The sequence below is a fragment of the Algibacter sp. L3A6 genome, from assembly GCF_009796825.1.
In the GTDB taxonomy this organism is placed as follows: domain Bacteria; phylum Bacteroidota; class Bacteroidia; order Flavobacteriales; family Flavobacteriaceae; genus Algibacter.
The window spans coordinates 2,152,300-2,173,256 of the sequence record NZ_CP047030.1; the positions used below are offsets into that span (position 1 = coordinate 2,152,300).

19 protein-coding genes are annotated in these 20,957 nt (G+C 33.8%); 11 read left to right on the plus strand and 8 right to left on the minus strand.

What is annotated here, in order from left to right; genetic code table 11:
* The first annotated feature begins 2 nt into the window (after window positions 1-2).
* Window positions 3-638 carry an HAD family hydrolase gene (locus tag GQR98_RS09060; protein ID WP_159019229.1) on the plus strand — a complete coding sequence of 212 codons (636 nt, stop codon included), beginning with the start codon at window positions 3-5 and terminating at the stop codon, window positions 636-638.
* A 78-nt stretch (window positions 639-716) separates the two neighbouring features.
* Window positions 717-1,241 carry a ubiquitin-like protein gene (locus GQR98_RS09065; protein WP_159019230.1) on the plus strand — a complete coding sequence of 175 codons (525 nt, stop codon included), beginning with the start codon at window positions 717-719 and terminating at the stop codon, window positions 1,239-1,241.
* A 43-nt stretch (window positions 1,242-1,284) separates the two neighbouring features.
* On the opposite strand, the gene GQR98_RS09070 is transcribed toward GQR98_RS09065, so the two are convergent.
* Window positions 1,285-2,604 carry a hydroxymethylglutaryl-CoA reductase, degradative gene (locus GQR98_RS09070; RefSeq protein ID WP_159019231.1) on the minus strand — a complete coding sequence of 440 codons (1,320 nt, stop codon included), beginning with the start codon at window positions 2,602-2,604 and terminating at the stop codon, window positions 1,285-1,287.
* Window positions 2,605-2,755: 151 nt separating this feature from the next.
* Between GQR98_RS09070 and GQR98_RS09075 the strand changes: the two genes are divergently transcribed.
* From GQR98_RS09075 to GQR98_RS09090, 4 genes are all read left to right on the plus strand, one after another.
* A complete protein-coding gene (locus GQR98_RS09075) occupies window positions 2,756-4,945 on the plus strand; it encodes a S9 family peptidase (RefSeq protein WP_159019232.1) in 2,190 nt (729 codons plus the stop codon).
* Between the two features lie 29 nt (window positions 4,946-4,974).
* The gene (locus tag GQR98_RS09080) at window positions 4,975-6,528 is read left to right on the plus strand and encodes a peptide MFS transporter (protein ID WP_159019233.1); all 1,554 of its coding nucleotides are present in this window, start codon (window positions 4,975-4,977) and stop codon (window positions 6,526-6,528) included.
* Window positions 6,529-6,586: 58 nt separating this feature from the next.
* Window positions 6,587-8,371, plus strand: a complete 1,785-nt coding sequence (locus GQR98_RS09085; RefSeq protein WP_159019234.1) for a peptide MFS transporter — start codon at window positions 6,587-6,589, stop codon at window positions 8,369-8,371.
* Window positions 8,372-8,513: 142 nt separating this feature from the next.
* Window positions 8,514-9,062: a thioredoxin family protein gene (locus GQR98_RS09090; protein WP_159019235.1), complete on the plus strand. Its 549-nt coding sequence runs from the start codon at window positions 8,514-8,516 to the stop codon at window positions 9,060-9,062.
* Between the two features lie 18 nt (window positions 9,063-9,080).
* On the opposite strand, the gene GQR98_RS09095 is transcribed toward GQR98_RS09090, so the two are convergent.
* Genes GQR98_RS09095 through surE form a run of 5 tightly spaced genes read right to left on the minus strand, consistent with a single transcriptional unit; the run spans window position 9,081 to window position 13,932 of the window.
* Entirely contained in the window at window positions 9,081-11,120 is a 2,040-nt protein-coding gene (locus GQR98_RS09095; RefSeq protein ID WP_159019236.1) for a ComEC/Rec2 family competence protein, read from the minus strand.
* 24 nt (window positions 11,121-11,144) lie between these two features.
* Entirely contained in the window at window positions 11,145-11,720 is a 576-nt protein-coding gene (locus GQR98_RS09100; RefSeq protein WP_159019237.1) for a C40 family peptidase, read from the minus strand.
* A gap of 7 nt (window positions 11,721-11,727) precedes the next feature.
* Window positions 11,728-12,840, minus strand: coding sequence for a lipid-A-disaccharide synthase (lpxB, locus tag GQR98_RS09105; RefSeq protein WP_159019238.1), 1,113 nt, complete (start codon window positions 12,838-12,840; stop codon window positions 11,728-11,730).
* A gap of 36 nt (window positions 12,841-12,876) precedes the next feature.
* On the minus strand, window positions 12,877-13,158 hold the full coding sequence (locus GQR98_RS09110; RefSeq protein ID WP_159019239.1) for a hypothetical protein: 282 nt from the start codon (window positions 13,156-13,158) through the stop codon (window positions 12,877-12,879).
* Window positions 13,159-13,932, minus strand: a complete 774-nt coding sequence (gene surE / locus GQR98_RS09115) for a 5'/3'-nucleotidase SurE (RefSeq protein WP_159019240.1) — start codon at window positions 13,930-13,932, stop codon at window positions 13,159-13,161.
* Between the two features lie 178 nt (window positions 13,933-14,110).
* On the opposite strand from surE, the gene GQR98_RS09120 reads away from it, so the two are divergent.
* Together GQR98_RS09120 and GQR98_RS09125 are read left to right on the plus strand one after the other, a co-directional pair.
* Window positions 14,111-16,255, plus strand: coding sequence for a carboxy terminal-processing peptidase (locus tag GQR98_RS09120; protein ID WP_159021127.1), 2,145 nt, complete (start codon window positions 14,111-14,113; stop codon window positions 16,253-16,255).
* Window positions 16,256-16,269: 14 nt separating this feature from the next.
* Window positions 16,270-17,364 carry an ABC transporter permease gene (locus GQR98_RS09125; protein WP_159019241.1) on the plus strand — a complete coding sequence of 365 codons (1,095 nt, stop codon included), beginning with the start codon at window positions 16,270-16,272 and terminating at the stop codon, window positions 17,362-17,364.
* 56 nt (window positions 17,365-17,420) lie between these two features.
* Here GQR98_RS09125 and yihA read toward each other — a convergent pair whose 3' ends face one another.
* Both yihA and GQR98_RS09135 read right to left on the minus strand, forming a co-directional pair.
* Entirely contained in the window at window positions 17,421-18,029 is a 609-nt protein-coding gene (gene yihA / locus GQR98_RS09130) for a ribosome biogenesis GTP-binding protein YihA/YsxC (RefSeq protein WP_159019242.1), read from the minus strand.
* Between the two features lie 48 nt (window positions 18,030-18,077).
* Window positions 18,078-18,842 carry an alpha/beta fold hydrolase gene (locus GQR98_RS09135; protein ID WP_074938895.1) on the minus strand — a complete coding sequence of 255 codons (765 nt, stop codon included), beginning with the start codon at window positions 18,840-18,842 and terminating at the stop codon, window positions 18,078-18,080.
* 297 nt (window positions 18,843-19,139) lie between these two features.
* Between GQR98_RS09135 and mraZ the strand changes: the two genes are divergently transcribed.
* From mraZ to GQR98_RS09150, 3 genes are all read left to right on the plus strand, one after another.
* Window positions 19,140-19,610 carry a division/cell wall cluster transcriptional repressor MraZ gene (mraZ, locus tag GQR98_RS09140; protein WP_133969109.1) on the plus strand — a complete coding sequence of 157 codons (471 nt, stop codon included), beginning with the start codon at window positions 19,140-19,142 and terminating at the stop codon, window positions 19,608-19,610.
* Window positions 19,597-20,493, plus strand: a complete 897-nt coding sequence (gene rsmH, locus GQR98_RS09145; RefSeq protein ID WP_159021128.1) for a 16S rRNA (cytosine(1402)-N(4))-methyltransferase RsmH — start codon at window positions 19,597-19,599, stop codon at window positions 20,491-20,493. The genes mraZ and rsmH overlap by 14 nt, the downstream gene beginning before the upstream one ends.
* Window positions 20,494-20,615: 122 nt before the next feature.
* Window positions 20,616-20,936, plus strand: coding sequence for an FtsL-like putative cell division protein (locus GQR98_RS09150; protein WP_042497085.1), 321 nt, complete (start codon window positions 20,616-20,618; stop codon window positions 20,934-20,936).
* Window positions 20,937-20,957 lie beyond the last annotated feature (21 nt).

Consider the following 20,957-nt stretch of genomic DNA (forward strand, 5'->3'; position numbering starts at 1 on the left):
TTATGAAACAATATAAATGTGTCATTTTTGATTGCGATGGTGTTTTGGTGGATAGTGAACCTGTAAGCATACAGGTGTTAGTAGATATCGCAAATGAATATGGAGCGAATATTGATTTAGCTTACGGAATGAAACATTTTAAAGGAAGTTTCTTCGATGCCTGTAAACGTATGATTTCTGAATTAGCACAAAAACAATTACCAGATTCTTTAGAGAGAGAATACAGACAGCGCAGTTTTGAAGCTTTTAAAAAAGATATGAAACCCGTTGAAGGGGTTAAGGGTGTTCTTAAAAATATAAATAGACCATTTTGTGTTGCATCTAGCGGTCCAGAAGATAAAATAGAACTTAATTTAGGGCTTACCGGTTTATTGCCTTTCTTCGAAAATAAAATATTTAGTTGCTATAAAATCCAAAAATGGAAACCAGATCCAGCAGTGTTTTTATGGGCAGCCGAAACTATGGGTTTTAAGCCTGAAGAATGTGTTGTAATTGAAGATAGTATATCTGGAGTTCGTGCAGCAAAAGCTGGTGGGTTTGACGTGTTTGGATACGTAGCTCACGATTATAATAATCAATTAAAAGATGAAGCTACCCAAACGTTTGATAGTATGGATAAGCTTTTAAGTATGATTTAATGATCTTTTCGTTAAATGAGTCTAGAAGAAAAGTTTCATTGTAATAAGAAAAAACCTAACTCTATTAAAAATATATTTATGAAGAAAAAATACACTTTAATTGCATTTCTGTTTTTGTCTTTAAATGTTATGGCTATGCAAATTTTTGTTAAAGTTAGTGAGAGTAAGACTATAGCTCTAGAGGTTGAAGCGAATGATACTATTGAAAATGTAAAGGCAAAGATTCAAGATAAGGAAGGTATACCTCCAGATGAACAAGTTTTAAAATATAACGGACAAACTTTAGAGAATGGACACACGTTAGCAGATTATAATATTCAAAAAGAATCTACTTTATTATTAGAATCATCTACGTTATCGTTGAGTAGTTTAGCTAAGAGCAAGGATCCGTTATCGGTGTATCCTGTGCCTGCTGCAGATTATATTTCTATTTCTAATTTAAAGGAAGTTAAAGCATACCGTATTCTAAATGTCCTAGGACAAGGTGTTCAGGAAGGATTTGTTTCTAATAGTAAAGATCGAATTGATATCCAAAGTTTAGATAAAGGGTTTTATGTTTTGAGTTTTAAAAATGAAGACTCATTGCGTTTCTTGAAAGAATAAATATCTTTTTTTTTATTGAAATTTCTAGACGGAACCTTTCTGTCTATTCCTTTCTTAAATTATTGATAGCATCTACAACAGCACTATGACTAACAGGGTTGTTTGCAAAATGTTCGATTAAAATTACTTTTTCTGCATCATTAGCTTCAAACTGATTTAAAATATTCATAAGGTGCATTTTCATGTGTCCTTTTTGAATTCCAGTAGTTGTAAGCGAACGCAATGCGGCGAAGTTTTGGGCTAATCCTGCAACTGCTACAATAGACATCAACTCTTTTGCCGATGGTTTATGGAGTAATTCTAAAGCTAATTTAACCAAAGGATGTAAGCCTGTTAATCCGCCAACGGTACCCAAAGCTAATGGTATTTCCATCCAAAAGGTAAATATGCCGTTTTCAATTTTAGCATGCGATAAACTACTGTATTTTTCGTTTCTAGAAGCATAAGCATGTACGCCAGCCTCTACAGCTCTAAAGTCGTTTCCGGTGGCAAGAACAACTGCGTCAATGCCATTCATAATACCTTTATTATGAGTCACGGCTCTATAAGGTTCTACTTCTGCAATGTTTACAGCTCTCACAAATTTTTCAGCGAAAGCTTTACCAGAAATGGCTTTATTTTCACTTAAATCTTCAACCTTACAACTTACCTCGGCACGCACTAAACATTCGGGTACGTAGTTAGAAAGGATGCTCATTACTATTTCTAGATGCTTCTCTTCTTCAGAAAAACTAGAAAATAATAAAGCCTCATTTTTAAAGGTTTTTGCGAATTGCTCCAAACAAGAATTTATAAAATTCGCACCCATCGCATCTAGCGTTTCAAAAGAAGCATGCAATTGATAATAGTCTTCAATATCGGCTGTTTTATCTCGTAATTCAATATCTAGAATACCACCTCCACGAGCTTCCATGTTTTTGGTAAGTGGCTTAGCTTCGGTAATTAATTTTGGTTTTACGGTGTCGAAAAACGATTTTAGATTTTCAAAATCACCATGAAACATAAAATGAACTTGTCCGATTTTTGTAGTAGAAATTACGGTAGTTTTAAAACCACCTCTGTCTAGCCAAAATTTTGCAGCTTTACTTGCTGCAGCTACAACAGAACTTTCCTCAATAGCCATCGGTATGGCGTAAAGCGTTTCGTTTATTAAAAAGTTAGGGGCAACACCAAGTGGTAAATAATAATTGCTAATGGTGTTTTCTATAAACTCATCATGTAATTGCTGTAATTTTTCGTTATCGTTCCAGTATTGTTTTAAAACAGCTTTAGTGTTTTCTGCATTAGCAAAATAGGTGTTTGCAATCCAGTCAATTTTTTTAGATTTAGATAATTTTGAAAACCCGGCAATCGTTTTACTCATAATTTGTTCATTTAACGGTGTAAAGATAATACTCTTCTTATAATTAATCATGAACTTGACTTTTACTAGTTATTTATGTGTTAATAATAACGTTTTTTTGAAGTATTTTTACTAAACTTGCCGGTATTATGAGAAATAAACATCAATTTTAATGAAATACCTAAGATTCAGCTTTCAAATTTGTCTTTTTTTTACAGCCGTATTATCTGCTCAAAATAAAGAGGTTACTCTAGAAGAAATATGGAACGGAACATTTAGAACCGAAAGGCTCGATGCTTTGCATTCTATGGCTAACGGTCAGCAATATTCTGTTTTAAATTTTAATCGCGAAGCACGAAGCACTTCTATAGACATCTACGATTATAAAACTCTGGCAAAAGTTAATACGTTGGTTAATTCGAGCGATTTGGCCAATGTAGATTATTTTACAGATTATACTTTTAGTGATGATGAGAGTCAAATTATATTGGCGACAAACGAGGAGTCTATCTTTCGTCATTCAGTACTAGGGCATTATTATATCTACGATGTAAAAAGTAAAAGTTTGACTTTAATTTCTGAAGAAAAAATACAGGAACCAACGTTGTCTCCTAACGGGGATAAAGTAGCTTTCGCTAGAAATAATAATTTATATATTAAGGACTTAGTAACAAGTGAAACTTTTCAAATAACCTTTGATGGTGTAAAGAATAAACTTATTAATGGTATTACGGATTGGGTTTACGAAGAAGAATTTGCCTTTGTTCGCGCTTTCGATTGGAATGCCGATGGAACTCAAATAGCATACATTAGGTTTGATGAAACCAACGTGCCTGAATTTTCTATGGATGTTTATGGAATGGGGCTTTACCAAACGCAAGAAGTGTTTAAATATCCTAAAGCTGGTGAGGCCAACTCTAAAGTGTCGCTTCATGTTTATAACTTGAAAACAACAAAAACTACTGCGGTAGATTTAGGAGAAAAGATAGAATATATTGCCAGGATAGAATGGACTAAAAACGCAGATGTTTTAAGTGCTCAGGTTTTAAATCGTCATCAAAATAAATTAGACTTATTAGCTTATAACGCAGCTGAGAATAAAACTAGTGTATTGCTAAGTGAAGAAGATAAAGCTTATGTTGATGTTACCGATAATTTAACGTTTTTGAAAGATAATAGTTTTATCTGGACAAGCGAAAAGGATGGTTATAATCACATTTACCATTACGGTAAAGATGGCAAGCTGATAAACCAAATTACCAAAGGCGCTTGGGAAGTAACCAATTACTATGGTTTTAATGAAAAAGCGAAAACTATTTTTTATCAATCGGTGGAAAATGGATCTATAAATCGTGATGTTTATTCTGTTAAATTAAACGGTAGAAGTAAAACAAGGTTAACAAAAGACGAAGGTACAAATGGTGCTGATTTTAGTGCTGATTTTTCATATTTTATAAATACATTTTCTAACGCTTCAACACCGCCTAGATATACTTTAAACAGTGCGTCTTCTGGTGAGATTATTAAGCTGATTAAGAATAATGAAGCGTTATCTAAAAAGCTTTCGGAATATAAAATTTCTAATAAAGAATTTAGTACAATTGCTATAAACGGAAACGATTTAAATATGTGGACAGTTAAGCCTACAGATTTTGATCCTTCAAAACAGTATCCGTTATTAATGTTTCAATATTCAGGGCCAGGTTCACAACAAGTAGCAAATAGTTGGATAAGTTCTAACGATTATTGGTATCAATTATTGGCGCAAAAAGGCTATATTGTAGCCTGTGTTGATGGTAGAGGGACAGGGCTTAAAGGTGCTGATTTTAAAAAAGTAACTCAAAATGAATTAGGGAAATATGAAGTTGAAGATCAAATTGCTGCAGCTAAACAATTAGGTGCTTTACCTTATATTGACGCTGAGCGTATTGGTATTTGGGGATGGAGCTTTGGTGGTTTTATGAGTAGTAACTGTTTGTTTAAAGGGAATGATGTTTTTAAAATGGCAATAGCGGTTGCACCGGTAAGTAGCTGGCGTTTTTACGATTCTATTTACACAGAGCGTTACATGGCAACACCACAAGAGAATGCAAGTGGTTATGATGAAAATTCGCCTATAAATCATGTTGAAAAACTTAAAGGAGATTTTCTTTTAATTCATGGTTCTGGAGATGATAATGTGCATGTGCAAAACACAATGCGTTTGGTTGAAGCCTTAGTGCAAGCAAATAAGCAATTTGATTGGGGGATTTATCCAGATAAAAATCACGGCATTTATGGTGGTAATACAAGATTGCATTTGTACACAAAAATGACCAACTTTTTAGATGAAAATTTAGGTGATAAAATAAGCAAGAAATAATAAAAGCATAATTAACTAACAACAAATTTATGGCAGCTAAGGCATTGCAACCACATCAAAAGGAATTATTTGGACAACCAATAGGACTGTATATTTTATTTTTAACCGAAATGTGGGAGCGCTTTTCATACTACGGTATGCGTGCCTTATTGGTGTTGTACATGACTACGCAAACTACGGGAGATAATAGAGGTGCAGGTTTAGCTTGGACAGATCAAGAAGCTTTAGCGCTTTATGGCTGGTATACTATGCTAGTTTATGTAATGTCTATTCCTGGAGGAATGATTGCAGATAAATTGATTGGTCAGAAAAAAGCGGTTTTATATGGAGCCGTTATTTTATGTATTGGTCATGCCGTTTTAGTGCTTACTGATATTTGGGCTTTTTATACCGGTTTAGGTTTAGTTATTCTGGGTGTTGGTTTATTAAAACCTAACATTTCTACTATGGTTGGTGGCTTGTATAAAGCAGGTGATATTAGACGTGATAAAGGATTTAGTATTTTTTATATAGGTATTAACTTAGGGTCGCTTTTAGCAACTATGATTGTTGGTGGTGTTGTTGCAAAATGGGGTTGGCATGCTGGTTTCGGATTAGCAGGTGTTGTTATGGTTCTTGGATTAATTAACTATATAGCTGGGCAAAAGTATTTATCTCAGGTTGGTAACTTTATACCGAGCACAAATGATAAAAACGAGGTGTCTTACGGTCAGTTGTATTCTGAGTTGTTTAGTTCTCCAAAACAATTAATGTTTGCTGGTGTATTATTAGCGGCATCTTTATTTGGTTGGTATGCTATGGGCTGGGGTTATGGCCTATTATTTTTGTTTTTAACAGCAATTTCATCTTTATTAATGATGATTTATAAAGATTTAGATACGCAGGTGTATAAAGATCGTTTTGTTGTGTTATTGCTATCATTCATTATGGTAATTATCTTTTGGGGCGCTTTTGAGCAAGCCGGTGGGTTAATTAACCTATACACAGATACTAAGACGGATAGAGTGTTATTTGGTTGGGAAATACCAACAGTTATGTTTCAAAGTTTAAATGCCGGATTTATTATTCTTCTAGCAACGACTGTAGCTGGTATTTGGGCTAAACGAAAACTAAAAGGAAGAGAAGCTTCTTCTTTATTTAAAATGGCAGCAGGTATTATAATTATGGGCTTTGGTTTTTTATTCATGGTGTTTGCAGCCATGGAGTTTGAAAAATCTGGAACGTCTAGCATGATTTGGTTAGTGTTAGCTTATTTATTCCATACCATTGGAGAACTTTGTATTTCGCCAGTTGCGCTTTCTTTTATAACAAAATTAGCACCTGTTAAATACGCCTCATTAATGATGGGAGTTTATTTTGCAGCCACTGGTCTTGGTAATAAAGTTGCTGGTGTTATAGGTGAATCTGCAAGTGAATTTGGAGAGCTTAATATTTTTGCAGGAATTGTAGTTTTTACTGTAGTTATCGGTATATTATTTATAATAATTTTGAAACCTTTAAAACGGTTAACTCATGGAGCAGAAGAAAGTGAACGCGTTTTAAAAAACGAAGAAGCTGAAGGTTTCGAATTAGCCGAAAACTAAAAAACACATAACCCTCTTTTGAGGGTTTTCTTCATTATAACCATTAAATATTCTTTTTATGAATACAGATATTGAAAATCTATTTAAAGACAAGGTAATAGGGCATCCTGCAGGTTTGTTTATTATTTTCTTTACAGAAATGTGGGAACGTTTTTCATTCTACGGAATGCGTATTCTTTTAGTATTGTTTTTAACGGCACCTATGCTTGGCACTAATCCCGGTTGGGAGTGGCCTCGCGAGCATGCTTTGGCTTTAATTGGAACTTATGGTTCTATGCTGTATTTAACACCAATTATTGGTGGTTGGGTTGCCGATAAAATTACAGGTTATAAATGGGCTGTTATCATTGGTTGCTTCTTTATGATGCTTGGGCATTTGTCTATGGTTTTTGAAACACCTTGGTCTTTGTATTTAGGTTTAGCTTTATTAATTATAGGTACAGGTTTCTTTAAGCCTAATATGACTTCTATGATTTCTGAAATGTACAAAGGTAAAGAGTCTAAAAAAGATGGCGCTTATACTATTTACTATATGGGTGTAAATGCTGGAGCTTTCTTCGGAATGATGCTTTGTGGTTATTTAGCAGAAAATATTGGTTGGAGTTATGGTTTTGGATTGGCAGGTATCTTTATGTTACTTGGTTTAATTCAGTTTTGGTTGGCGAAAGACTTTTTTGGGCAAATTGGTGAAAAACCATCTAAAGTACATGAAGTAGAATTACCTCAAAATATCAATGAAAGAAATCCTAAAGAACAAGATGCAACAGAGCATGTGGAGAAGTTAAACCCTTTTACGACTATAGATAAGGTTTTAATAATTTTATCTGCACTAGGAGGCTTTTTATATCTTTTAAACGATCCAATTTCTAAAATAGGAAACGTTAATTTGCTAAACTTTAAATTAGGAGGTTTAGATGGATCTAGCGTTACTGTTTTAACGGCGTTAGTTTTATTTTTATATCTAATATCAACACGCATTTCTAGGTATTCTAGAATTGTACGAGATAAAATTATTGCAGTATCTGTTTTTGCTGTGTTTACAGTAATATTCTTTGCAGCTTTCGAGCAAGCTTTAGGCTCCATGACGCTGTTTGCAAGAGATTATACAGAGCGTGCACTTACAGGTAGTTCTGCAACAATCTTTAAAGTAATCGATTTAATATTAACCGTAGGTCCATTAGCAATAATTACCTACGTCTTACTTTTGCTTTTCAAAAAAACGTATAAGAAAATCTTATTATCTAATATTATTCTGAGCTTGTCTTTTGTGTTTCTATGGTACATTGTTTATTATAAAATCAATAATGAATTTAGTAAAGATGCTACTGAAGTGCCAGCGACTTGGTTCGGTATTTTAAACTCATTTTTCATAATCACATTAGCTCCATTATTTTCTAGATGGTGGGAAAGTAAATATAACCCGAGTGCAGCTACTAAGTATGGTATTGGCTTATTGCTTTTAGGTTTAGGTTTTGGAGTGTTAGTTTTTGGTACATTGGGTATTCCGCAAGGCGCAAAAACGGCATCAGTTAGTATGGTGTTTTTAATATTAGCTTATTTGTTACATACTATGGGCGAGTTGTGTATTTCGCCAGTAGGGTTATCATATTTAAGTAAATTAGTTCCGGGTAGAATGATCGGGTTTATGTTCGGTATTTGGTATTTAGCCATTGCTATCGGTCAAAAAGCAGCGGGAACTATGGGAGGCATGATTGATAAGATTACAGCAGAGTATTCTCTAAGTAGTTTTTTCTTGATATTTACTATTGTTCCGGCAATATTTGCGTTAATTTCAATAGTGCTAAATCCTTTACTTAAAAGGCTTATGCATGGTGTACGATAATAAAATAAAATGTTAAAATATATAAGAACGCTCCTTTTTTAGGGGCGTTTTTTGTAAGTTCGGTACGGCTTTTGTTACTTTTGTAAGAAGTTAGCAGTTTCAAATAATAAATATGAAGCTGAATACATTAAAATTAATTGCAATGAAAAAAATAACATTCGCGTTTTTATTAACGGTTATTACTACAGTTTACGTAAACGCACAAGAAATTAAGTGGTTAACATTAGACGAGGCTATAGAGCTTCAAAAGAAAAATCCAAAAAAGATTATGATGGATATTTACACCAGCTGGTGTGGACCATGTAAAATGTTGGATAAAAATACATTTCAAAATAAAGAAGTTGCAGATTATGTAAACAAACATTATTATGCCGTAAAATTAAATGGTGAAGGAAATGATGTGGTAAACTACAAGGATAAAGCATACGGTAATCCCAATTACGATCCGGCAAAAGCGAACAAACGTAACTCAGCGCACGAATTAGCGCGTTATTTTCAAATAAACGCCTATCCAACGGTTTTGTTTTTTGATGAAACTGCTGAAGTTATTACACCGCTAAGAGGGTATCAAACACCTCCGCAATTAGAGTTGTATTTAAAGATGTTTAAAAACGACGATCACAAAAATATTAAAACACAAGATGAATTTAATGCGTATTACAGTGCGTTTAAATCGGAATTTAAAGGATAGAATAATCCGAATACATTCTTAATATTCAATTATAAAAGCTCCCTTTTCATGTGTGTCATGGAAAGGGAGTTTTCGTTTTTTACAAACGGCTTTCCATTGTTTGGTGTAAGATTTATAATTGCTACCATCTGCAATTATGTATTTGGGGTGAATAGAATCGATTAATCTGTTCAAGTTTATTTTTGGTGATTGGCGCAGTAAAACATAATCCGGATTAAACGATTTAATATGGTAGGTGTTTAAGCTATCTACAATTAAAAATTTTTTGCCTTTCAACAGATAAATAGATTGAAGTTTATTGTATTCAATGTTGTTAATAGAATGGCCTACGGTATAGTTTTTTATAGTTGAATTTTTTAAAAGAGCCATGCTGTCTAAATCATGAGCTACGCTTAATTTGTTTTGCATTGTGTTGCCAATCATGCTAAAACGACTTTTATGAAACACCACTAATTGATTAGAAGGTTTTCTAAAATTTGTGTAAATAAGAGCACACTGAAAACCAATTACAGCTAAAAGCGCCCATTTTAAATTAGAAAACTTATAATTTTTAAAGATTTGTATTATTGAAAAAATTATAAGATAAGACGTTAATACATGCCAGATGGTAAAATGAACATCGTTGAAGATAAATGAATCTTGTTGAGAAATAACACTCATAATATAATTCATGCCGCTAATAATGTATCCAAAAAAGTCTGCTAAAAATGCAGGTAATATATTTAGAGATGCCATTAGAATCACAACGATTCCTAGACCTAAAATAATAGCTAACGGGGGAATAATAATGATGCTAGACAACAAGAATAGCCCTGCGAATTGATGAAAATAAAAGAGTAGAAGCGGAGCAATACCAAATTGAGCCGCGATACTTATAGTAATAGTATGCCAATAAATATCTAGTAATTTGTTTTTTGGTTGCCATAATTTATAAATCATAGGGTCTATGTAAACAATAGCAAGTACAGCCATATAGCTCAATTGAAAGCCAACATCGAATATGTAGAGTGGTTTCAGTAATAAAATAACGAAAATTGAAATAGCCAACGTGTTGTAAATGTTAGTTGGCCTTTTTAAGTTGTTTGCAATAGCGACAATGCTAAACATGGTTACAGCTCGAGTTACCGATGCTGTTAAACCAGCAATTACGGCAAAACTCCATAGAATGATAAGTATAAATATTGTTTTTTGAAGTTTGCCAAATTTTAAGCGTTCCATCGGTTTTAAAACCCAATTTAATAGAATTAGTATAACTCCAATATGAAGTCCTGAAATAGCCAATATATGTATAGCTCCTGCGTTTCTGTAATCGCTATAAATGTCTTCGCTGAGGTCTTGTCTTTGCCCTAGAAAGAGGGCGTTAATTACAGCGAGTTCGTCGGGTTTAAAATGATGTTTTTTTAATTTCGAATTAATAAATTGTCGAGTAGCATTTGCGTATCCAAATACCGTGTGTGTATTATCGCTAATTAAAAATAGCTCGGTAGGTTTTAAGCTGACTTGGTGATAAATGTATTTCTTTTCTAAATACGATTCGTAATCAAATTGAAAAGGATTTAACGGATAGCCTAAGCTGTTAAAATTGCTTTTTGTAGACAATATAGCGTCTACGTTAAGCGGCGGTTTTAAAGTGTCTTTCTTTATGCTTAGTAGCGATTTTCCTTGGGATTGTTTTTCGTCAACCTGTAAAATATCAATAACATATTTGTTGTAATAAGTGTTGGGTTTTAAAACTTCTCGAATTCTGAAAGTGATAGCGTGACTAGAGTCATCTTCATTTAAAAGATGTTTTGTGTAGTGGTTGTTAAAATTTTGTTGATTATGGATGTTTACAGTGAGAGCTCCAATCGAAATTATTAAAATAAAAGCAGTAATCCCAAACCAAATAGTTTTAAAAAACTGTTTTCTAGCTATAAAGTAAGTGAAGCCTAACAATAATGATACAGCTAATGTGAAATACAAAGCCATCATTATTGGAATGGGAATAAAATACCCAATTAAAATGCCTATCACTAGGCAAATGGTTAGTTTAATTATGGTGAAATTGAGAATTTTCATAATTAAACTAAGATATAAAATATCTTATAAAATCCGTCGAGCTTCGTAAAAAGCTTTATGCCAGTAAGTTTCGTTTATCCAAGAAGTCATTACGCCTTTGCTGCTCGTGGCGTGTATAAACTCAATATTGTTGTTTTCTATAGAAACAATAAGTCCAACATGGTTAATTGCGTTTCTTCTATTGCCTGTTTTAAAGAATAATAAATCCCCTTTAAGTACATCTTTTAAATTAATTTTATCTCCACGCTTGGCCATGTCTCGAGAGATTCTCGGTAGATTAACGTCGTAAGCTCTAAACGATTCGTAAATTAAGCCCGAACAATCCATTCCTGCTTTTGTAGTGCCACCCCATTTGTATCGAACGCCTTCAAAACTTTCAGCATATTCAATAATGTTGTCTGCTTTTGTTCTTCTGCTATTTGCAGTTCTTGGTGTGTAATTTTTTTCTTCAGAAGAAATAACTACGCGTCCTTTTTCGTATTCCTGAGATTTTTTAGTAATTATTTTAGAAGATGAATTAGAACTTCTTTTTGATCGTTTTGAAGATTTACAACTGCTAAAACTTATAAATAGAAGTAGTATAAAAATGATTTTTTTCATGTAATGCTTAAACTTTTATCGCGTTGTATATTAATTGCGCTGTTTTCTCACTAGCACCTTTTCCCCCAAGGGCTTTCTCTAATTCGTAATAGTCTAAAAAGAGCTTTTTTCTAGATTCTTTGTCTAAGATACGTTCCAATTCTTTCTTTAGTCTTTTTTTATTAAAATCACCCTGAATAAGTTCTGTTACCACTTCGCGATCCATTACTAAATTTACTAAGGATATAAACTTTAAAGTAATAATACGTTTAGCAATTTGGTAAGATATTGCACTGCCTTTATAGCAAACCACTTGCGGCACTTTAAATAAAGCCGTTTCTAACGTAGCCGTTCCTGAGGTGACTAAAGCTGCTGTAGAAATACTTAATAAATCGTAAGTTTTATTATCAATAAATTTTACGTTAGCCGATTTAATAAAGGTTTGATAAAAACTGTAATCCTGACTTGGTGCACCTGCAATTACAAATTGATAGGCTTTAAAATCGTCAACAAGACTAAGCATTACCGATAACATTTTTGTAATCTCCTGCTTTCTGCTTCCTGGTAAAAGCGCAATAATAGGTTTATCGCTAAGTTGGTATGTTTCTCTAAACTTTTTTTCGCTTACTTGCTCTCGGTTGGCAATGGCGTCAATAAGTGGGTGGCCAACGAAATCAACTTTGTAATCATGTTTTTTATAGAAATCTTCAACAAAAGGAAGAATAACATACATGGCATCCACATCGCGTTTTATGTCTTTAACACGACTTGCCCGAGAGGCCCAAACTTGTGGTGAAATATAATAGTGTGTTTTGAAATTGGCAGCTTTGGCCCATTTTGCAATGCGTAAATTAAAGCCTGAATTATCAATAAAAACAACAACGTCTGGTTTGTAATCTGCAATATCTTCTTTGCAAAAGCTTATAAATTTAGATATTTTTCGAAGGTTCATTATAACCTCTATAAACCCCATAAAAGCACGCTCTTTGTAGTGTGTTACTAAAGTGCCGCCAACGGATTGCATAAGGTCGCCTCCCCAAAATTTAATTTCGGCATTTGGATCTTCTTGAAACAAAGCCTTCATAAGGTTTGAACCGTGTAAATCTCCCGATGCTTCACCTGCTATTATGTAATATTTCATGTGCTATAACTTTTTAAGTTGGGGTGATTGTAATTTCTAAAGCATTTTAAAAAGAAACGTAAATACAGCAATAAAAACAGTGATTAATAATACACCTCTGGCACGATAATCTTCTTTTCTTTTAATGAAAATAAAAAAACTAATAAGGTTTAAAACAGCACCTAAGCTAATTAGTTTTCCTAAAAAGCCTTCTGCGGCTGCAGCTTTAATTACAGTTGTAAAATCGTCGCCTCTGCCAAGTAGCGTTGCGGTTAAAATTAAGCCAACAGCATTTGCTATTAATCCAACGAGCATGCCTATAAAAATTTCTTTCTTCATCTATTTTAAATTCCAAGTATTTAGTTGTTGTATAAAGTGGTGCGCGGTTAAATCGAACTGTACAGGAACCACAGAAACATAGTGGTTTGCAAGTGCCCATTCGTCAGTGTCTTCACCGTTGTCTAGGTTTACAAATTTACCCGAAAGCCAATAGTAATCTTTGCCTTGTGGGTTTTTGCGTTTGTCGAAAGATTCTACCCAATTCGATTTTGCTTGTCTACAAATTTTGATGCCTTTTATGTCTCCACTTTTAGCATTTGGTATGTTTACATTTAGAACAACGCCTTTTGGTAAGCCTGATTTTAGTACATTTTCGGCAACCTTTTTTACGTAAGGTTTAGAGGCTTCAAAGTTAGCATCCCATGCGTAATCGAGTAAAGAAAAACCAATAGCCGGAATACCTTCAATACCAGCTTCAATAGCGGCACTCATGGTGCCAGAATAAATAACGTTTATAGCAGAGTTAGATCCGTGGTTTATACCAGAAACACAAAGGTCTGGTGTTCTTGGTAGTAATTCTCTAATGGCGATTTTGACGCAGTCGGCAGGTGTGCCAGAACAACTAAATTCTTTCTGTGGGCCTTCGCTAATTTTTACGTTTTGAGCAAAAAGCATAGCGTCTAAAGTAATGGCGTGGCCCATGCCACTTTGCGGACTATCGGGAGCTACCACAAAAACATCACCTAAGTTAACCATAACTTCAATTAAAGCTCTAATTCCTGGAGCTGTAATGCCGTCATCATTTGTAATTAAAATAAGGGGTTTTTTTGACATAATTTGTTCTTAAATTATAAATGCTAAAATACATAATTTCGATGGTTAACGCCTTATTTCTTCTGTTTAACAAAAAATTAGTAACGAAAACAGATTGTTGGCATAGTTTTTTCTCTATTTTAGTAGAATGATATAAAATTCCCTAAAGAATTTTTAAATACAGAAGATGAAGAATATTATGAAAAAGAATTTTAAAGTACTATCGTTGTTAATGGTTTTGGCATTTGCCTCGTGTAGTTTTACTTCAAAGAAATTCGATAATCCAGATAAAGATAAAAAACTAATAGAACTTATAACCTTTGTTATTGAGCGTGGACATTTTGATCCTATTGCTTTTGATGATGCCTTTTCGGAAGAGTTGTTTTCCGATTATTTAGAAATCGTAGATCCTGTAAAAAGATATTTTTATGCTTCGGATTATAGGGAGTTTGAAAAATACAAAACAAGTTTAGACGATCAATTAAAATCTGTAGATATTTCGTTTTTCAATTTGGTGCACGAGCGTGTTTTGGAACGTATAGGTGAGGCCAAAAATATTTATCACGATATATTATCTAAGCCTTTTGATTATAATGTTGATGAAGATTTTGATACCGATTACGAGAATACAGGTTATGTAAAGAATAAGAGAGAAATGAAAGCCCGTTGGAGACAGCAATTAAAGTTTTCGACACTTTCTAATTACGATGATATTTATGAAGAAGAAAAACGTGCCAAGGAAAAAGACCCAGAGTATGTTATGAAAACCGATAAGGTTATTGAGAAAGAAGCGCGTGAAGCGACTTTAAAATCTATCGATATTTATTTTAATGATAGTGTTGATGATTTAGATCGTGATGATTGGTTTGCTGTTTATGTAAATACTATTGTAGAAGAATTTGATCCGCACACATATTATTTAGCGCCAAGAGGTAAAGAGAATTTCGACCAACGTATGTCAGGAAAACTTGAAGGTATTGGAGCGAGGTTACAAAAGCGAATGGATTACATTAAAATTGTAGAATTAATTTCTGGAGGTCCAGCTTGGAGAAGTAAGCTTTTAGAAGTTGAAGATGTTATTTTAAAAGTAAAACAAGAAAATGAAGATGTAGCTGTGGATATTGTTGGTATGCGTATTAACGATGCTATTAAATATATAAAAGGACCTAAAGGCACCAAAGTAACACTTACCATTAAAAGTATGGATGGTACAGTTAAAGATGTTACTATTACTAGAGATGTGGTAGAGTTGATGGAAACTTATGCAAAATCATCGGTTGTTGAAAAAGAAGGTGGTCGTTTTGGAGTGATTGATTTGCCTGCGTTTTATGCAGATTTTCAGGATTATAAAAACATAAATGCTGCTAAAGATGTAAAAGACGAAATTTTACGTCTTAAAAAAGAAGGTATTGAAGGTTTAGTGCTCGATTTACGTAATAATGGTGGTGGATCTTTGCCTACGGTTGTAGATATGGCAGGTTTGTTTATCGAAGAAGGACCAGTGGTTCAAGTACGATCTACAGGTCAGGCAAAAGAAGTTTTAAAGGATAGTGATAAATCTATTGTTTGGGATGGGCCTTTGGTTGTGCTAGTAAACGAAATTTCAGCGTCAGCATCAGAAATTATGGCAGCAGCTATGCAAGATTATAAGCGTGCTATTATTATAGGGAGCAAACAAACTTACGGTAAAGGTACAGTGCAAAATGTAATAGATTTAAATAATGTTTTACGTAGTAATACAGGAGGAGATCTTGGAGCTATAGCGCTAACCACTAAAAAATATTATAGAATTAATGGTGGTTCTGTGCAGTTAGAAGGTGTTAAAAGTGATGTGCAGGTGCCGGGACGTTTTAGTTATATTGATGTAGGTGAAAAGGATAAAGATAATCCGTTACCTTATGATGAAATTGATGCGGCCGATTACAAGCCTTGGACGGGTTATTTCGATTACAATACAATTGTAGCAAATAGTAAAGCACGTATGGCTAATAACGCTCAATTAAAGCTTATTGATGAAAATGCTAAATGGGTAAAAAGTAAAATTGACGATACTAAGTTTTCATTGAATTTTAAAAAGTATAAATCTCAATTGGATAAAAATGAAGAAGAAGCTAAACGTTTTGATGCTATTTCTGATTATAAAACCAACTTAACCTTTAATTCTACAAAATACGAGCAATCTCTTTTTGATAAGGATACTACCGATTTAAAAGAAAAACGCGTACGTTGGCACGAGAGCTTAAGTCAAGATGTTTATGTTGAAGAGGCTTTAAATGTTTTAGAAGATTTAAAAAACTTCCCAATAGAAAAAGTTGCAGCGACGCATACTCAAGCTAAAAATTAGAAGAAATAAAATATATGAGTTCAAAATCTAGCTCACTAAAACAATTGGCACTCCAAAAATTTAAAAAGAATTTTTGGGGTGTTTTTAGTTTATGCTTTATTGGTTTTGTTGGTGTTGTTTCGGTGTTTGCATATGCCTTTGCACCCGATAATTCTCAATATGCCAATCAAATGCATTTATCAATTCATTCTAAAAAACCTGGCTACACGGTAACTATGCTTACTATCCCTTCAGGGTTAAAAGTAGATCAAAGCATGTTTGACAAACTATTTTTTGGGAAGAAGAACACAGATTCTGAAATTCCTATATCGGAATACCATGTAGAGAGCAAAACTTTAAGTTATACCGAATATGCTTCCGATGGCTTGGAAGGTGTGAAGAAAACAATGGAGTTAAGTCGGTTTCCAAATAGTGATGTTGCATCGTTTATAAAAGAAAAATCATTTCTTTTCGGAACTGATAAATACGGGCGCGATTTATTGAGTCGTGTGTTAGTAGGCGCTAGAATTTCATTTTTTATTGGGTTTGTAGCGGTGTTTATTTCATTAGTTATCGGCATTTTTATGGGTAGTATTGCGGGCTATTTTGGTGGTAAGGTAGATGCTGTTATTATGTGGATTATAAATGTAACCTGGTCTATACCTACTCTGCTTTTAGTAATAGCGATTACTTTAGCATTAGGCAAAGGTTTTTGGCAAGTGTTTATTGCTGTCGGTTTAACCATGTGGGTAGAAGTAGCTAGAGTAGTGCGCGGGCAAATAATTAGCACTAAAGAAATGCAGTATGTAACAGCAGCAAGAGCTTTAGGTTTTAATGATTACAGAATAATCACAAAACATATCCTTCCGAATATTATGGCGCCGGTAATTGTAATTTCAGCAGCAAACTTTGCCGCAGCTATTTTAATAGAAAGTGGTTTGAGCTTTTTGGGTATTGGTGCACAGCCGCCAATGGCTAGTTGGGGTGCTATGATAAAAGATCACTACAATTATATTATTTTAGGGAAGCCTTATTTGGCTTTAATTCCAGGGCTTTGTATAATGAGTTTGGTAATGGCTTTTATGCTTATAGGTAACGCGTTACGCGATGCGTTAGATGTAAAAGGGTAATGAGTGTGCTTAGTTTAATTTAAAAAGAATTAGTTTAGTGTGATGATGGATATCATCTAACCATCATATTGCATATTAGCATTAAGATCATCGATATAGCCTAAAACTTCGTCTTTTCCTATGTCTTTAGATGATGATGTAATAAAGTAGTTAGGCATATCTTCCCAAGTTTCTAATAAAATAGCTTTGTAGGCATCAACGTGATCTTGAATTGCTTTTGGTCTCAGTTTATCGGCTTTAGTAAAGATGATAGAAAATGGTATTCCATTTTCCCCAAGCCATACCATAAAATCGGCATCTACAGGTTGAGGTGTGTGGCGAATATCAACTAAAACAAACGCTGTAACAAGTTGTTCGCGTTGTCCGAAATAATTAGTAATAAATTTTTGAAATACCTTTTTAGAACTCTTAGAAACACGAGCATAACCATAACCAGGTAAATCGACTAAGTGCCAGTTTTTATTAATTAAAAAGTGATTAATAAGCTGTGTTTTTCCTGGTCGTCCAGACGTTTTAGCTAAGCTTTTTCGGCTAGTTAGCATATTAATCAGCGACGATTTTCCTACGTTACTTCTGCCAATAAAAGCGTATTCTGGCAGTCTGCTTTTTGGGCATTTTTCAACTTCGGAATTGCTCATTACAAATTCGGCCGATTTAATATGCATCTATCTTAATGTGTTTAATGTTGGGAATGTTTTATGCTAGAAAAGTGTCTAGAATTGTCTTTTTTCTAACCAAGCATCCATGATTTTATTGAATTCATCAGGGTGTTCCATCATGGCTGCATGGCCACATTTGTCAATCCAATGTAATTCAGAATCTGGTAAAAGTTCGTTAAATTCTTCTGCAACTTCAGGTGGCGTTACGCTATCATTTTTACCCCAAATAATACAAGTGGGCGTTTTCATGTTAGGTAAATCTTTTGCCATATTATGCCTAATAGCACTTTTAGCAATAGCTAAAGTTTTTATTAGCTTATTACGGTTGTTTACGGTTTCGTAAACTTCGTCTACAATTTCTTTGGTGGCAACTGCGGGATCGTAAAAAACATCTTGTGCTTTCTTTTTAATCACCTCGTAATCGCTACGTTTTGGGTAGCCTCCGCCCATAGCACTTTCGTAAAGTCCAGAGCTTCCGGTTATTATTAAGCCTTTTACTGTGTCTGGGAACATTTTTGTATGGTATAAGCCAATGTGTCCGCCAAGCGAATTTCCTAATAAAATAACTTCATCATAACCTTTAAAAATTATAAATTCGTGTAGGTATTTGGCAAAGCTTTTTACGTTAGTTTTAAGCAGTGACATGCTGTAAATTGGGAGTTCGGGGATAAGGACTTTATATCCTTTTTGGCTAAAAAAATCAGTTACGGCATCAAAATTACTCAATCCGCCCATTAATCCGTGTAGCACAATAATTGGTGTACCCTCTCCGGCTTCAATATAGCTGTAATTACCTTCTTTTTTTAAACTATGCGTCATTAATCAGTATTCATTGCATGAGAAACAAATATAGTTATTTCATTGATATTTCAAAGGTTTTAATGTCTTCTGAAAAAAGAATAATTTTTCTGCGTCAAGAATAGTGTTTTTGAATTAAGATTTTTCTTATAAAATTAATTAAAGAATGGTCAAGTTTGCTTATAGTTTTTATTGATCTCGTCGATAGTAGGATGTATTTCGTCAAAAACTTGTTAACAAAGTGGGGTAAAGTGGTAAAATGTGGTAAAATTTTCAATATATTTGAATCTTAAACGTTTAAACCATAGCGAAATACTATTGGACTTATTAACAGGAACATACGATTGTAAAGTTGATGCCAAAGGCAGACTTATGATGCCTGCTGCGATAAAAAAGCAGCTTGCGTCGGTGCTAGACGATGGTTTTGTTTTGCGAAGATCGGTTTTTCAGAAGTGTTTGGAGTTATATCCAATGCAAGAATGGCAAGCGTTAATGCAGAAAATGAATAAGCTTAATAAGTTCAAGAAAAAGAACAACGATTTTATTCGAAGATTTACTGCTGGAGCAAAAATTATTGAAATTGACGTTAATGGGAGACTGTTAGTGCCAAAAGATTTAACGGTTTTTGCTAACATTTCGAAAAATATTGTAGTGGCTTCGGCAATCAATATTATTGAAATTTGGGATAAAGATTTATATGAACAAGCCATTGATGATGCGGCAATCGATTTTGCAGATTTAGCCGAAGAAGTTATGGGGCAAGATGATGAAGACTATGGAATATCATAATCCGGTATTATTAAAAGAAACCGTAGATGGTTTAAATATTAAGCCTGACGGCATTTATGTTGATGTTACTTTTGGTGGTGGCGGACACAGTAAGGAGATTTTAAAGCGACTTGGTGAAAACGGAAAATTATTTGCGTTCGATCAAGATTTGGACGCTCTTGAAAATACAATTGACGATTCTCGATTTACATTGATAAATGAGAATTTTAGATTTATAAAACGTTTTTTACGATTTCATGGTGTGAAAAAGGTAGATGGTGTTTTGGCAGATTTTGGCGTATCGTCACATCAATTTGATGTTGCGGAACGTGGTTTTTCTACTCGGTTTGAGGCCGATTTAGATATGCGGATGAATCAAGAAAAAGCATTGTCGGCATTTCATGTTATTAATGAATACGAAGTAGAGCAATTGAAAGATGTGTTCTTGCAATATGGTGAATTGCGTGCGGCGCCTGCTATGGCAAGTTTAATTGTTGCACATCGTGAAAGTGAAGCTATTGTTACAAGTGAACAATTGAAGTCTGTTTTACGAAAATTTTTACCACCAAGACACGAGAATAAAGTTTTAGCTCAAATATATCAGGCTATTAGGATTGAGGTGAATCAAGAAATTGAAGCTCTAAAAGAGTTTTTATCTCAAACACCTGAGATTTTGAACGAAAACGGAAGATTAAGCTTTATATCATACCATTCTTTAGAAGATAGGTTGGTAAAAAGATTTATTAGAAACGGACTGTTTGAGGGAGAACCAGAACGTGATATGTTTGGTAATTTTGAAGTGCCGCTTAAAAAAGTTGGTGGTTTAGTGGTGCCTACTGCTGCAGAGATTAAAATAAATAACAGAGCAAGAAGTGCAAAGTTAAGGATTGCTACTAAGGCTTAATTTCAAATAAATAAAACGAGAGTGCTAGATCCAATACCGAATTGAAAAAGGAGGTTTTTGTGTCTTTAATAATAAGAGTGGTTTTTCCGCTTTTTTGAAAACATCATATTTCAGTCATTAAAGTGAAAAATAATATATACGACATATTAAAAGGAACATTTTTAGTCAGTGACGATTCGTTTAAGAATTGGCGCATGATTTTATTTGTTTCCGCTTTAGCGATAGTTATGATAGCGAGTTCGCATAGTGCAGATAAAAAAGTTTACGAAATATCTAAACTTAATAATGAAGTAAAAGAAATGCGTTCGGCATTTGTGGATGGTCGTTCTAAATTGCAGCGATTAAAAATGGAATCGACTGTGTTAGCAAAAATGAAAGAAAAAGGTTTGGCAACTTCCACAACGCCAGCAAAAAAGATAAAAGTAAAATCTCAAAATAATTAGAACACCTTGGCTGTAAACGAT

Coding starts and splice junctions, on each gene's coding strand:
- GQR98_RS09060 (WP_159019229.1), top strand. CDS start 3: ATGAAACAATATAAATGTGTCATTTTTGATTGCGATGGTGTTTTGGTG.
- GQR98_RS09065 (WP_159019230.1), top strand. CDS start 717: ATGAAGAAAAAATACACTTTAATTGCATTTCTGTTTTTGTCTTTAAAT.
- GQR98_RS09070 (WP_159019231.1), bottom strand. CDS start 2,604: ATGAGTAAAACGATTGCCGGGTTTTCAAAATTATCTAAATCTAAAAAA.
- GQR98_RS09075 (WP_159019232.1), top strand. CDS start 2,756: ATGAAATACCTAAGATTCAGCTTTCAAATTTGTCTTTTTTTTACAGCC.
- GQR98_RS09080 (WP_159019233.1), top strand. CDS start 4,975: ATGGCAGCTAAGGCATTGCAACCACATCAAAAGGAATTATTTGGACAA.
- GQR98_RS09085 (WP_159019234.1), top strand. CDS start 6,587: ATGAATACAGATATTGAAAATCTATTTAAAGACAAGGTAATAGGGCAT.
- GQR98_RS09090 (WP_159019235.1), top strand. CDS start 8,514: ATGAAAAAAATAACATTCGCGTTTTTATTAACGGTTATTACTACAGTT.
- GQR98_RS09095 (WP_159019236.1), bottom strand. CDS start 11,120: ATGAAAATTCTCAATTTCACCATAATTAAACTAACCATTTGCCTAGTG.
- GQR98_RS09100 (WP_159019237.1), bottom strand. CDS start 11,720: ATGAAAAAAATCATTTTTATACTACTTCTATTTATAAGTTTTAGCAGT.
- lpxB (WP_159019238.1), bottom strand. CDS start 12,840: ATGAAATATTACATAATAGCAGGTGAAGCATCGGGAGATTTACACGGT.
- GQR98_RS09110 (WP_159019239.1), bottom strand. CDS start 13,158: ATGAAGAAAGAAATTTTTATAGGCATGCTCGTTGGATTAATAGCAAAT.
- surE (WP_159019240.1), bottom strand. CDS start 13,932: ATGTCAAAAAAACCCCTTATTTTAATTACAAATGATGACGGCATTACA.
- GQR98_RS09120 (WP_159021127.1), top strand. CDS start 14,111: ATGAAAAAGAATTTTAAAGTACTATCGTTGTTAATGGTTTTGGCATTT.
- GQR98_RS09125 (WP_159019241.1), top strand. CDS start 16,270: ATGAGTTCAAAATCTAGCTCACTAAAACAATTGGCACTCCAAAAATTT.
- yihA (WP_159019242.1), bottom strand. CDS start 18,029: ATGCATATTAAATCGGCCGAATTTGTAATGAGCAATTCCGAAGTTGAA.
- GQR98_RS09135 (WP_074938895.1), bottom strand. CDS start 18,842: ATGACGCATAGTTTAAAAAAAGAAGGTAATTACAGCTATATTGAAGCC.
- rsmH (WP_159021128.1), top strand. CDS start 19,597: ATGGAATATCATAATCCGGTATTATTAAAAGAAACCGTAGATGGTTTA.